This window comes from Azospirillum melinis (genome assembly GCF_013340935.1).
Classification (GTDB): domain Bacteria; phylum Pseudomonadota; class Alphaproteobacteria; order Azospirillales; family Azospirillaceae; genus Azospirillum; species Azospirillum melinis.
Genome location: NZ_WHOS01000020.1, coordinates 100,432 through 111,978, shown reverse-complemented (window position 1 = coordinate 111,978; position 11,547 = coordinate 100,432). Strand labels below are relative to the sequence as shown.

Annotated in this window: 10 protein-coding genes; 7 read left to right on the top strand and 3 right to left on the bottom strand. The window is 68.6% G+C overall.

Annotation, left to right across the window (positions count from 1 at the left end; all coding sequences use genetic code 11):
• Window positions 1–304 precede the first annotated feature (304 nt).
• The 6 genes from GBZ48_RS17015 to GBZ48_RS16990 all read left to right on the top strand — a co-directional run bounded on the left by GBZ48_RS17015 (window position 305) and on the right by GBZ48_RS16990 (window position 6,541).
• Window positions 305–1,345 (top strand): substrate-binding domain-containing protein, encoded by a 1,041-nt coding sequence (locus tag GBZ48_RS17015; protein WP_174472074.1) that lies wholly within the window; start codon window positions 305–307, stop codon window positions 1,343–1,345.
• A 26-nt stretch (window positions 1,346–1,371) separates the two neighbouring features.
• Window positions 1,372–2,754: a phosphate ABC transporter permease subunit PstC gene (gene pstC, locus GBZ48_RS17010; protein WP_174472073.1), complete on the top strand. Its 1,383-nt coding sequence runs from the start codon at window positions 1,372–1,374 to the stop codon at window positions 2,752–2,754.
• Window positions 2,747–4,060 carry a phosphate ABC transporter permease PstA gene (gene pstA / locus GBZ48_RS17005; protein WP_174472072.1) on the top strand — a complete coding sequence of 438 codons (1,314 nt, stop codon included), beginning with the start codon at window positions 2,747–2,749 and terminating at the stop codon, window positions 4,058–4,060. The genes pstC and pstA overlap by 8 nt, the downstream gene beginning before the upstream one ends.
• A 104-nt stretch (window positions 4,061–4,164) precedes the next feature.
• Complete coding sequence (pstB, locus tag GBZ48_RS17000; RefSeq protein ID WP_209798239.1) at window positions 4,165–4,911, top strand: phosphate ABC transporter ATP-binding protein PstB; 747 nt, start codon at window positions 4,165–4,167, stop codon at window positions 4,909–4,911.
• 114 nt (window positions 4,912–5,025) lie between these two features.
• Window positions 5,026–5,730: a phosphate regulon transcriptional regulator PhoB gene (gene phoB, locus GBZ48_RS16995; protein WP_109452346.1), complete on the top strand. Its 705-nt coding sequence runs from the start codon at window positions 5,026–5,028 to the stop codon at window positions 5,728–5,730.
• Window positions 5,731–5,812: 82 nt separating this feature from the next.
• Complete coding sequence (locus GBZ48_RS16990; protein ID WP_174472085.1) at window positions 5,813–6,541, top strand: SAM hydrolase/SAM-dependent halogenase family protein; 729 nt, start codon at window positions 5,813–5,815, stop codon at window positions 6,539–6,541.
• A gap of 102 nt (window positions 6,542–6,643) precedes the next feature.
• Here GBZ48_RS16990 and GBZ48_RS16985 read toward each other — a convergent pair whose 3' ends face one another.
• The 3 genes from GBZ48_RS16985 to GBZ48_RS16975 form a co-directional block, all read right to left on the bottom strand.
• Window positions 6,644–7,369 carry a Bax inhibitor-1/YccA family protein gene (locus tag GBZ48_RS16985; protein ID WP_063635611.1) on the bottom strand — a complete coding sequence of 242 codons (726 nt, stop codon included), beginning with the start codon at window positions 7,367–7,369 and terminating at the stop codon, window positions 6,644–6,646.
• Window positions 7,370–7,515: 146 nt separating this feature from the next.
• Window positions 7,516–10,041 (bottom strand): ABC transporter permease, encoded by a 2,526-nt coding sequence (locus GBZ48_RS16980; protein WP_174472070.1) that lies wholly within the window; start codon window positions 10,039–10,041, stop codon window positions 7,516–7,518.
• A 5-nt stretch (window positions 10,042–10,046) separates the two neighbouring features.
• Window positions 10,047–10,814 (bottom strand): ABC transporter ATP-binding protein, encoded by a 768-nt coding sequence (locus GBZ48_RS16975; protein ID WP_174472069.1) that lies wholly within the window; start codon window positions 10,812–10,814, stop codon window positions 10,047–10,049.
• 112 nt (window positions 10,815–10,926) lie between these two features.
• Here GBZ48_RS16975 and GBZ48_RS16970 point away from each other — a divergent pair, with 112 nt between their 5' ends.
• On the top strand, window positions 10,927–11,547 hold the full coding sequence (locus tag GBZ48_RS16970; RefSeq protein ID WP_174472068.1) for an arylesterase: 621 nt from the start codon (window positions 10,927–10,929) through the stop codon (window positions 11,545–11,547).

The window sequence follows — 11,547 nt, the reverse complement described above, 5'->3', positions numbered from 1 at the left end:
GGCGTGTACGGCGGGGGGGCGGGGGGGGGGGGGGGGCGCTGTGTCCCCCCCGCACCGCGCGGGGGGGGGGGGGGGGGGGGGAGGGAAACGCGGCGTCGGGTTCCCAAGGCGGCCGCCGCGCTCCCCACTCACCCTAACCCTCTCCCCGGGGGGGAGAGGGGATTGGGCGGGATGTGAGAGAGCTCGGGTGCTCTGTGACGCTGTCATGAAAGCGTCATAAAAACGTAATCAATCGGTCGCCCTCCGGGTCTATGGTCCGCGCCATTCCGCTGGACCAGTCTCCGTTTGATCGAGGAGGGCACCCGTGACCACCCGGACCCATGTTATCGCCGCGACCGCTTTGGGCTTGGCTCTGGGTTTCACCGCCCCGGCCTGGGCGCAATCGCGCGACCAGATCCGCGCGGTCGGCTCCTCCACCGTCTTCCCCTTCACCACCGCGGTGGCGGAGGCCTTCGGCAAGACCGGCAAGTTCAAGACCCCGGTGGTCGAATCGACCGGGACCGGCGGCGGGCTGAAACTGTTCTGCGCCGGTGTCGGCCCGGCCCATCCCGACATCGCCAACGCCTCGCGCCGGATCAAGAAGTCGGAGGTCGACCAGTGCGCCGCCAATGGCGTCACCACGATGACCGAGCTGAAGATCGGTTATGACGGCATCGCGCTGGCTTCCTCCCGGAAGGCGGCGACGGTGTCGCTGTCCACCGTCCTCCTGTGGAAGGCGCTGGCGAAGGAGGTGCCGGTGAACGGCGCCCTGGTCGCCAATCCTTACAAGCTGTGGTCCGACATCGACCCATCGCTGCCCAAGGCGGCCATCGAGGTGCTGGGTCCGCCGCCCACCTCCGGGACGCGCGACACCTTCAACGAGCTGGCGATGCTGGAAGGCTGCAAGAAGCTGGCCGAGGTCGCCAAGGCCGTCCCCGACGAAAAGGCGCGCGAGCGCGCCTGCATGACCATCCGCGAGGACGGCGCCTATGTCGAGGCCGGCGAGAACGACAACCTGATCGTCCAGAAGCTGCTCGCCAATCCCAATGCCTTCGGCGTCTTCGGCTACAGCTACCTCGACCAGAACCGCGACACCTTGCAGTCGGCGAAGATGGACGGGGTGGAGCTGACGGCGGAGACGGTGGCCGCCGGCAAGTACGAGTTGGCCCGCCCGCTCTACATCTATGTCAAGAACGCCCATGCCGGCGTCATCCCCGGCATCCGCGAGTTCATCGGCGAATACACGTCGGAACGGGCGATGGGCGACGACGGCTATCTGGTCGACAAGGGCCTGATCCCGGAACCGAAGGCTCTGCGCGACGCGGCTCGTGTCGAGGCGGTCAACCTGACACCGCTCCAGTTCTGACCAACTTCTCCTCTTGAGCGACCCGCATGCAGCTGACCCTCCTCGCCCTGATCCTGGCCCTGCTCACCGTGATCGGCTTCATGATCGGCCGGTCGCGGGCGGCGGCGTCCGTCGGCGGCCGAGTGGCGGAGCTGCATTCGGTCCCGTCCTATCACGGCGTCTATGTCGCGCTGTGGGCCGGGCTGCCGGCGCTGCTGCTGTTCGTCGCCTGGACGGCGTCGGAAGGCTGGCTCGCCATGCAGCTGGTGCTGTCGGCCTTGCCCGAGCGGCTGACCACCGGTGACGGCCAGTCGGTCGCCCTGCTGAAGGCCGACATCCTCAACCTCGCCCGCGGCATTTCGACCGGGCGCGAGGCCGATCCGCTGGTGGTCGGGGCGGCGCGCCGCTATGCCGCCCTGCGCGACCTCGCCGGCTGGAGCCTGCTGGCGGTCGGCGCCAGCCTCGCCGTTGCCGGGCTTGCCTGGGGCCGTCACCGCATCGGCCCCGACCTGCGCGCCCGCCCGGCGGTGGAGCGGGTGGTGCGGGTGGCACTGGTCGTCTGCTCGCTGGTCGCCATCCTGACCACGGTCGGCATCGTGCTGTCGCTGCTGTTCGAGGCGCTGCGCTTCTTCAGCGTCGTCTCGCCGCTCGACTTCCTGTTCGGCACCCATTGGAGCCCGCAGATGGCGATGCGGGCCGATCAGGTCGGCTCCAGCGGCTCCTTCGGCGCGATCCCGCTGTTCGCCGGCACGCTGCTGATCACCGTCATCGCCATGGCAGTGGCGGTGCCGGTCGGGCTGATGGCGGCGATCTACATGTCGGAATATGCCGGTCGCGGCGTGCGCACCTGGCTGAAGCCGGCGCTGGAGATCCTGGCCGGCATCCCGACGGTGGTCTATGGCTTCTTTGCCGCGCTGACGATGGCGCCCTTCGTGCGCTCGGTCGGCGAGGCGGTTGGGCTGGACGTCAGTTCGGAATCTGCGTTGGCCGCCGGCATCGTCATGGGGGTGATGATCATCCCCTTCGTCAGCTCGCTGTCGGACGACGTCATCAACGCGGTGCCGCAATCCTTGCGCGACGGCTCCTACGGCCTCGGCGCCACCAAGTCGGAAACCATCAAGCAGGTGGTCCTGCCGGCGGCGCTGCCGGGCATCGTCGCCGCGGTGATGCTGGCGGTCAGCCGCGCCATCGGCGAGACGATGATCGTCACCATGGCGTCGGGCCTGACCGCCAACATGACCGCCAACCCGTTGCAGGCGGTCACCACCGTCACCACCCAGATCGCCACGCTGCTGGTTGGCGACCAGGAGTTCGACAGCCCGAAGACGCTGTCGGCCTTCGGTCTCGGCCTCGTGCTGTTCCTCGTCACGCTCTGCCTCAACATGGTCGCCCTGCGGGTGGTCCGGACCTATCGGGAAAAATATGACTGACCTCGTCGAGCGGGACGCGGCGGCCGTGACGCCCTCCCCTGCACCATCGGCTTCGCCGAAGTCGCGCCTGCGCAGCGAGGCTTTCGCCCGACGCCTGCGTGCCCGCCATGCGGCGGAGCGCCGCTTCCGGCTGGCCGGCGCGGCCGCGGTGGCGCTGGCGGCGCTGATGCTGGTGCTTCTGCTCGGTTCCATCGTCGCCAAGGGTGCCAGTGCCTTTCTGGAGGCGCGCATCCGGCTGGAGGTGACGCTCGACCCGGCGGAGGTTGCCGACCGCAACTACACCGCCTTGCTGCGCCGGGCGCTCTACGCCCAGTTCCCGCAGGTGACCGACCGCGCCGGCAAACGCGTGCTGAACGACCTGCTGTCGTCGGGGGCACCCTACGAGCTGGAGGCGATGGTGGCGAAGAATCCGGCGCTGGCCGGCACGACGCTGACCGTCTGGGTCCGCGCCGACGACCAGATCGACCAGCTGGTGAAGGGCGCCTACCGCCGCGACCTGCCGGAAAGCGAGCGCGGGATCAGCGACGCCAGGATCGCCGCTGCCGATGCGCTGCTGGCCTCCGGCGCGCTGGCGCAGGGCTTCAACACCACCCTGTTCACCGCCGGCGACAGCCGCGAGCCGGAACAGGCCGGCATCGGCGGCGCCATCGCCGGCTCGCTGCTGACTCTGCTGGTGACGATGGCGCTGTCGGTGCCGACCGGCATCGCCGCCGCGGTCTATCTGGAGGAGTTCGCGCCGAAGAACCGCTGGACCGACCTGATCGAGGTGAACATCAACAACCTCGCCGCGGTGCCGTCGATCATCTTCGGCCTGCTCGGCCTGGCCGTTTTCCTGGGATTCTTCGGCATGCCGCGCTCGGCTCCGCTGGTCGGCGGGCTGGTGATGGCGCTGATGACGCTGCCGGTCATCATCATCGCGTCCCGCGTCGCGCTGAAGGCGGTGCCGCCGTCGATCCGCCAGGCGGCGCTGGGCATCGGCGCCTCGCCGTTGCAGACGGTGCTGCACCATGTGCTGCCGCTGGCGATGCCTGGCATCCTGACCGGCACCATCATCGGCATGGCCCGCGCGCTGGGCGAGACGGCGCCGCTGCTGATGATCGGCATGGTCGCCTTCATCGTCGACGTGCCCCATGGGCTGACCGACAGCGCCACGGTGCTGCCGGTGCAGATCTACATGTGGGCCGACAGCCCCGAGCGTGCCTTCACCGAGCGCACCTCGGTGGCGATCCTGATCCTGCTCGGCGTCCTGATCCTGCTGAACGGCGCGGCCGTGATCCTGCGCAAGATTTTCGAGAGACGGTGGTGAGCGTCCCCATGAGCATCCAGAGCGGCATTCCGAGCCCGCTGAAGCTGCGGCCCCGCGCCGACGACCGTCCCGGTCAACGCTCGGGCGCGGTGCTGCCCAACAAGATGACCGCCCGCGGGGTGAAGGTGTTCTACGGCGCCAAGCAGGCGTTGAAGGGCATCGACCTCGACATCCGGGAAAACCGGGTGCTGGCGCTGATCGGCCCGTCCGGCTGCGGCAAGTCGACCTTCCTGCGCTGCCTGAACCGGATGAACGACACCATCGAGGGCTGCCGGGTCGAAGGGCAGATCGCGCTCGACGGCGAGGACGTCTACGGCAAGGCGGTCGATGCGGTGCAGCTGCGCGCCCGCGTCGGCATGGTGTTCCAGAAGCCGAACCCCTTCCCGAAATCGATCTACGACAACGTCGCCTATGGCCCGCGCATCCATGGCCTGGCTTCCGGCCGGGACGAGCTGGACGAGGTGGTACAGACCTCGCTGAAGCGCGCTGGCCTATGGGCGGAGGTCAAGGACCGGCTGCGCGAACCGGGCACCAGCCTGTCGGGCGGCCAGCAGCAGCGGCTTTGCATCGCCCGCGCCATCGCCGTCAGCCCCGAGGTGATCCTGATGGACGAGCCCTGCTCGGCGCTCGACCCCATCGCGACCGCCCACATCGAGGAGCTGATCGACGAGCTGCGGGCCAACTACACCATCGTCATCGTCACCCACAACATGCAGCAGGCCGCCCGCGTGTCGCAGCGCACCGCCTTCTTCCATCTGGGCGAAATGGTGGAGTGCGACGACACCGAGGAAATCTTCACCAACCCGCGCGACGAGCGCACCCAAGGCTACATCACCGGCCGCTATGGCTGAGATCCACCCTTTGTGCCCCCTGTCTTCCCAGACGCCTGCCCCTCTTCCCTCCTTTGTTGAAAAGGCTGTGCCATGCCGGTTAACGTCGAGACGCGCGCTGTGAACGGAGCCACCATGAATGCGGCCCTGAAGCCGCTCGTCCTGATCGTCGAGGACGAGGCCGACATCCTGACGCTGCTGAAGTACAACCTGGAAAAGGAAGGCTTCCGCGTCGCCACCGCCAGCGACGGCGAGGAGGCCCTGCTAGCCGCCGGCGAACAGACGCCACACATCGTGCTGCTGGACTGGATGCTGCCGCTGATGAGCGGGCTAGAGGTCTGCCGGCAACTGCGCCGCAACGCCAAGACCCGCGACATCCCGATTATCATGCTGACCGCCCGCGGCGAGGAAGGCGACCGGGTGCGCGGTCTGAATTCCGGCGCCGACGATTACATCACCAAGCCCTTCTCGCCGACCGAGCTGGTCGCCCGCATGCGCGCCGTGCTGCGCCGTGCCTCCCCTGGCATGACGGACGAGGTGCTGACCTTCGCCGACGTCACGATGGATCTGGCCGCCCACCGCGTCCGCCGCAACGGCCGGGACGTACATCTCGGCCCGACCGAATTCCGCCTGCTGCGCCATTTCATGCAGCATGCCGGCCGGGTGTTCTCGCGCGAGCAGCTGCTCGATCTGGTGTGGGGCCATGACGTGTACGTCGAGCCGCGTACGGTCGACGTACACATCCGCCGCCTGCGCAAGGCGATGAACGAAGAGGATGAGCTGGACCTGATCCGCACCGTGCGGTCGGCCGGCTACGCGCTGGATACCAAGTCGGTGTGAGGGCGAGGTGGCATGGGGGTAGGATGGGGGCCGAGACCACCGCAGCACTGGTGAGACTGCCCCCATGCCCTCCATGCCCCCGATGATCCTGCTCTTCACCGATTTCGGGCTTTCCGGTCCCTACACCGGCCAGATGAAGGCGGTGTTGGCGCAGCAGGCGCCCGGCGTGCCGGTCATCGACCTGTTCGCCGACGCTCCCGCCTTCGACCCGCAGCTCTCCGCCTATCTGCTGGCGGCCTATGCCCCGGCCTTCCCCGTCGGCAGCATCTTTCTCTCCGTCGTCGATCCCGGCGTCGGCACCGACAGGCGGCCGGTGATGGTGGAGGTCGACGGTCGCTGGTTCGTCGGCCCCGACAACGGCCTGTTCGCCCTGACCGCCCGCCGCGCAACATCGCTAAACGCCTGGAAAATCGACTGGATCCCGGATCGGCTGTCCGCCAGCTTCCACGGCCGCGACCTGTTCGCCCCCGTCGCCGCCAGCCTTGCGACCGGACGGGCCGTGGCGCGCAGCTTACTCGATCCCGCCGCCATCGACCGTCCGAACTGGCCGGACGAACTGCCGCGCATCGTCTATGTCGATGTCTATGGCAACGCCATGACCGGCCTGCGGGCGTCCGCCATGCCCGCCGATGCGGTGCTGACCGCAGGGGGAACCCGCGTCGCCCATGCCCGCACCTTCGGTGCCGTCGGGCCGGGGCAGCCGCTGTGGTACGAGAATTCCAACGGGCTGGCCGAGATCGCCGTCAACCGCGGGCGTGCCGACCAAGTGCTGGGTCTCAAGGTCGGCGACCCGGTGACCGTCGAGCCCTGAGCGGGCCCAAAAGAAAACCGCCCGGAAGCGGGTGCTTCCGGGCGGCTGGCGCGTGATCCGATGCTTGTCCGATCAGGCGTTTCTGCTCAGATGTCTTTAAGCTCAGTCGTTGTTGCGCTGGCCCAGGAACTGCAGCAGGAACTGGAACAGGTTGATGAAGTCCAGGTACAGCGTCAGGGCGCCCATCAGGGCCAGCTTGCCGGTGCTCTCGTGATCGTAGCCCTCGGCGTAGCTTTCCTTGATCGCCTGGGTGTCGTAGGCGGTCAGGCCGGTGAAGATCAGCACGCCGATGGCGGAGATGGCGAAGTGCAGGGCCGGCGACTGGAAGAAGATGTTCGCCAGGCCGGCGATCACCAGGCCGATGACGCCCATCATCAGGAACGAGCCCATCTTCGACAGGTCGGCCTTCGTGGTGTAGCCGTACAGGCTCATCGCCAGGAAGGTCGCGGCGGTGACGAAGAAGGTCAGTGCGATCGACGCCCCGGTGAAGACCAGGAAGATGGCCGACATCGACAGGCCCATGGCACCGCAGTAGGCCCAGAAGATCATCTGTGCCGATGCGAAGGACAGGCGCTGGATGCCGAAGGACAGCACCATGACGAAGGCCAGCGGCGCCAGCATCACCACCCACTTCAGCGGCGTGCCGAAGATCGTGGCCATCATGGCCGGGCTGGACGACACGAGTGCGGCGACCAGACCCGTCAGGATCAGGCCGGCACCCATGTAGTTGTAGACGCGCAGCATGTGCTGGCGCAGGCCTTCGTCGAAGTATCCCCGATCTGTCGCGCGGCCTGCGGTCGCGAAGCGGTTATAGGTCGGGTCTGCCATGGTTTGGTTTCCTCGGTGGAATAGGGTGATCCCGTCGCAGGACATATTGGCGAGTCTGTCAGGCGGTTCAATAGGAATCGGCAGCGCTTTTTCCAGATGAAAAAGCTTTCACGATTCGTTTTTCCTGCGGCTTCATGACAGAGGAGTCACTCGTTCCGAAGCAATGGCGCCGAAGGCTGGCCCAAAGCCCGCCAAGTACCATAGAACCCGAAAGCCAGCGTGATCGCCGTGCTCAGCAAAGCGGTGGTGACGACAGCCGACGGCAGGAAGCTCCATTCCCAATGCATCAGGAACTTCAGCACCGCCCAGGCGGTCAGCGTGCCGATGATGCCGGCGATGACCGCGGTCAGCAGTCCCAGCAGCCCGTATTCCAGCAGGAAGGCACGCAGCACGTCGCCGCGCGTGGCACCCAGCACCTTCAGCACCACCGCGTCGTAGACCCGGCGGCGGTGGCCGGCGGCGACCGCCCCGGCCAGCACCAGCGTCCCGGCGGCCAGCGTGATGCCGGCGACGATGCGCACCGCGGTGCCGATATGGCCCAGCATCTCCGCCACCGTGTCGAGCGCGTCCTTCACCCGCACCATGGTGATGTTGGGGAAGCGTTGCAGGACGGTGCGCTGCACCTGCGTTTCGGCGTCCGGCGTGGCGCGGACGGTGGCGACCCAGGTCTGCGGCGCCCCTTCCAGCGTGCCGGGGGCGAAGACCATGGTGAAGTTGATCGCCATGCTGCTGAAATCGGCGGAGCGCACGTTGGCGACCTTGGCCTCGAAGCTGCGGCCCAGGATGTTGACGATCATGGTGGCGCCGGGACCGATGCCGAAGGCCTCGGCGACGCTCTGATGGATGGAGATCAGCGGCGGCCCGGCATAGTCGGTCGGCCACCAGCTGCCGGCGGTGACGGTGGAGTGCTTCGGCAGCGTCGCCGAATAGGTGATGCCGCGGTCGCCGGCCAGGATCCAGGCCTGTTCCGGGTTGACCAGCGCCTTTTCGGCATCCTCTCCGTTCACCCGCTCGATCCGGCCGCGCAGGCTCGGCACCGCCTCGAAGGCGCTGGCGCCGGGGACGGCGGTGACGAGGTCGCGCAGGGGATCGAACTGGTCGCGCTGGATATCGACGAAGAAGAAGGCGGGGGCGTCCTGCGGGATCGTCTCCGACACCCGGCGGGAGAAGTTGCCCTGGATCAGCGCGATGGCGACCAGCACCGTCAGGCCGAGACCCAGCGACAGCACCACCGCCGCCGTCGGGTTGCCCGGCCGGTGCAGGTTGGCGAGCGCCAGCCGCAGCCCCGGACGCCGCACGCGCCCCACCCTCGCCGCGCCCCAGGTGACCAGGGCGGCGGCGGCGCGGAAGGCGATGAAGGTGGCGATGGAGCCGCCGACGAACCACAGGGCGAAGATCCTGTTGTGGGCGGTCAGCACCGCCAGCCCGGCGAGCGCCAGGGCCGACACGATCATCGCGACCGTATAGGGCGTGCGCGGCCGTCCGCCGGCCGGCGCGATCACGTCGCGGAACAGGGCGCCCGCCGGCACCTCGCGCGCCCGGCCCAGCGGCCACAGCGAGAAGGTCAGCGCGGTCAGCACGCCATAGAGCGCGGCCAGCGCCAGGGCGCCGGGATAGACGCCGATGTGGGCCGACACCGGAAGCACGCCGTCGAGCAGCCGGCCCAGCGCCAGCGGCGCCACGGCCCCCAGCGCCAGCCCGATGACGATGCCCAGCAGGGCCAGCGCCAGGATCTGCGCCAGATAGAGCTGGAAGACCAGGGCGCCGGGTGCGCCGATGCACTTCATCATGGCGATGGTGCGGGCGCGCGAATCGAGATGGCTACGCACCGCATTGCCGACCCCGACGCCGCCGACCAGCAGCGCGGTCAGCCCGACCAGCGTCAGGAACAGCGTCATGCGGTCGATGAAGCGCTCGATCTGCGGCGAGGCGTTGGTGTAGTCGCGCATCCGCCACGGCGCGTCGGGGAAACGGCTGCGCAGGGTCTCCTGCCATGCCTTGAGGTCGGTCTCCGGCGGCAGCGCCACCTTGGCGCTCCACCAGGTGAGGCTGCCGGGTTGCAGCAACCCGGTGTTCGCCAGCGACGGCAGCGCCACCAGCAGCCGCGGCCCGAGCGAGAAGGCATTGGAGGAGGCGCGGTCCGGCTCGCGGTCCAGCACGGCGGCGACGCGGTAGGCGCCCTCCCCGACATGGATGGTGTCGCCGGGCTTGATGCCCAGCCGGTCGACCAGACTGGCCTCGACCACAGCACCCCAGCGGCCGTCCTTCTGCGCCAGCGCGTCGCGCAGGTCGCCGCCGCCGTCCAGCGTCACGGCGCCGTAGAGCGGATAGAGGTCGTCGACCGCCTTCAGCTCGACCAGCGAGGAGCGGACGTCGTCATCCGCACGGGCCATCGCCCGCATTTCGGCGGAGGTCGACACCCGGCCGCCGGCCTTCAGCGCGGCCATCTGCCCGTCATCCGGCGGATTGTAGAGTTGCCGCAACGCGACGTCGCCGCCGAGGATGGAGCGCCCGTCGCTCGCCAGCCCGTCGAGCAGCCCGCTCGACACCGACTGCACCGCGGCGATGGCGGCGACGCCAAGGGCAAGGCAGGCGAGGAAGACCCAGAACCCTTTTAGGCCGGTGCGCAGCTCCCGCCGGGCAAGCCGGAGCGCGAGGCGGAGGTCGGTCATCCCCCTCACTCCCCCGCCGCCTGGAGCTTCGCGCGCCGGGCCGCCTGCCCGTCGTCGGCGATCCGCCCGTCCGCCAGCCGCACCGTGCGGTCGCAGCGCGCGGCGAGGCTCTGGTCGTGGGTGATCAGCACCAGCGTCGTGCCGCGCCGCTCGGCCAGATCGAACAGCAGCTTGACGATGGTGGCGCCGGTGTCGATGTCGAGGTTGCCGGTCGGCTCGTCGGCCAGCAGCAGCGACGGCTCGGTGACGAAGGCGCGGGCCAGTGCCGTGCGCTGCTGCTCGCCGCCCGACAGCTGGCCGGGATAATGATGGATGCGGTGGCCCAGGCCCACCTGCTCCAGCCCGACGCGGGCACGGTCGAAGGCGTCGGCGACGCGAGCGAATTCCAGCGGGATGGCGACATTCTCCAGCGCCGTCATGGTCGGCACCAGATGGAAAGCCTGGAAGACGATCCCCACATGCTGCCGGCGGAAGCGGGCCAGCCCGTCCTCGTCCAGCTTCCTGAGATCCTGGCCGGCGACGCGGACGATGCCGCCGCTGGGGCGCTCCAGCCCGGCCATCACCATCATCATGGTGGACTTGCCGGAGCCGCTGGGGCCGACGACGCCGACCCGCTCGCCGGCCGACACCTGAAGATTCACGCCGCGCAGGATGTTGACGGGTCCGGCGCCGCTGTCCAATTTCAGGTGGACGTCGTCGAGTTCAACGATGATTTCGTTTGAAGAGCGGGCGATGGAATTTGACGACGTTGCAGGGGACTGAGCCTTGGACATGCGACACTCGCACAAGCGGAATGGACCATCGCCATATGGCACGACCCGCCGGGCTTTCAACACGGGCGCCCTTGGCGTGGCGCTCGCCTTTCTTCTTGCCGCAGGGGCACCGATGACCGTTCCGACGCGTGCAGACGCCGCGCAGCCGGTGAAGCTGCTGGCGCTGGGCGACAGCCTGACCGCCGGCTACGGCTTGCCGGAACCGCAGGGCTTCACCCGCCAGCTGGAAAAGGCGCTGGCGGCGAAAGGCTACAGCGTCACCGTCGTCAATGCCGGCGTGTCGGGCGACACCACCGCCGGCGGGCGGGCGCGGCTGGACTGGGCGCTGGCCGACAAGCCGGACGCCGCCATTGTGGAGTTGGGCGCCAACGACATGCTGCGCGGGCTCGATCCCGGTCAGGCCAGGGCCAACCTCGACGCCATCCTGAAGACGCTGAAGGAGCGCAAGGTGCCGACCCTGCTGGCCGGCATGTTCGCCTCGCCCAGCCTGGGCAAGCCCTACACCGACAGCTTCAACGCCATCTACCCGGATCTCGCGAAGACCTACGATGTGCCGCTCTATCCCTTCTTCCTCGACGGGGTGGCGTTGCAGCAGGCGCTGATCCAGCCGGACGGGCTGCACCCCAACGCCCAGGGCGTGGCGGTGATTGTGGAGCGCATCCTGCCCTCCGTCACCGCCCTTCTCGACGGCCTCCCCAATATCGGCAAGACTACGCAAAAGACCGGAGGCTGA

Excerpts from the sequence above, each read along its gene's own strand:
- pstA (WP_174472072.1), top strand. The coding sequence starts at position 2,747 with ATGACTGACCTCGTCGAGCGGGACGCGGCGGCCGTGACGCCCTCCCCT.
- GBZ48_RS16985 (WP_063635611.1), bottom strand. The coding sequence starts at position 7,369 with ATGGCAGACCCGACCTATAACCGCTTCGCGACCGCAGGCCGCGCGACA.
- pstC (WP_174472073.1), top strand. The coding sequence starts at position 1,372 with ATGCAGCTGACCCTCCTCGCCCTGATCCTGGCCCTGCTCACCGTGATC.
- GBZ48_RS16970 (WP_174472068.1), top strand. The coding sequence starts at position 10,927 with ATGACCGTTCCGACGCGTGCAGACGCCGCGCAGCCGGTGAAGCTGCTG.
- GBZ48_RS16975 (WP_174472069.1), bottom strand. The coding sequence starts at position 10,814 with ATGTCCAAGGCTCAGTCCCCTGCAACGTCGTCAAATTCCATCGCCCGC.
- GBZ48_RS16980 (WP_174472070.1), bottom strand. The coding sequence starts at position 10,041 with ATGACCGACCTCCGCCTCGCGCTCCGGCTTGCCCGGCGGGAGCTGCGC.
- phoB (WP_109452346.1), top strand. The coding sequence starts at position 5,026 with ATGAATGCGGCCCTGAAGCCGCTCGTCCTGATCGTCGAGGACGAGGCC.
- pstB (WP_209798239.1), top strand. The coding sequence starts at position 4,165 with ATGACCGCCCGCGGGGTGAAGGTGTTCTACGGCGCCAAGCAGGCGTTG.
- GBZ48_RS16990 (WP_174472085.1), top strand. The coding sequence starts at position 5,813 with ATGATCCTGCTCTTCACCGATTTCGGGCTTTCCGGTCCCTACACCGGC.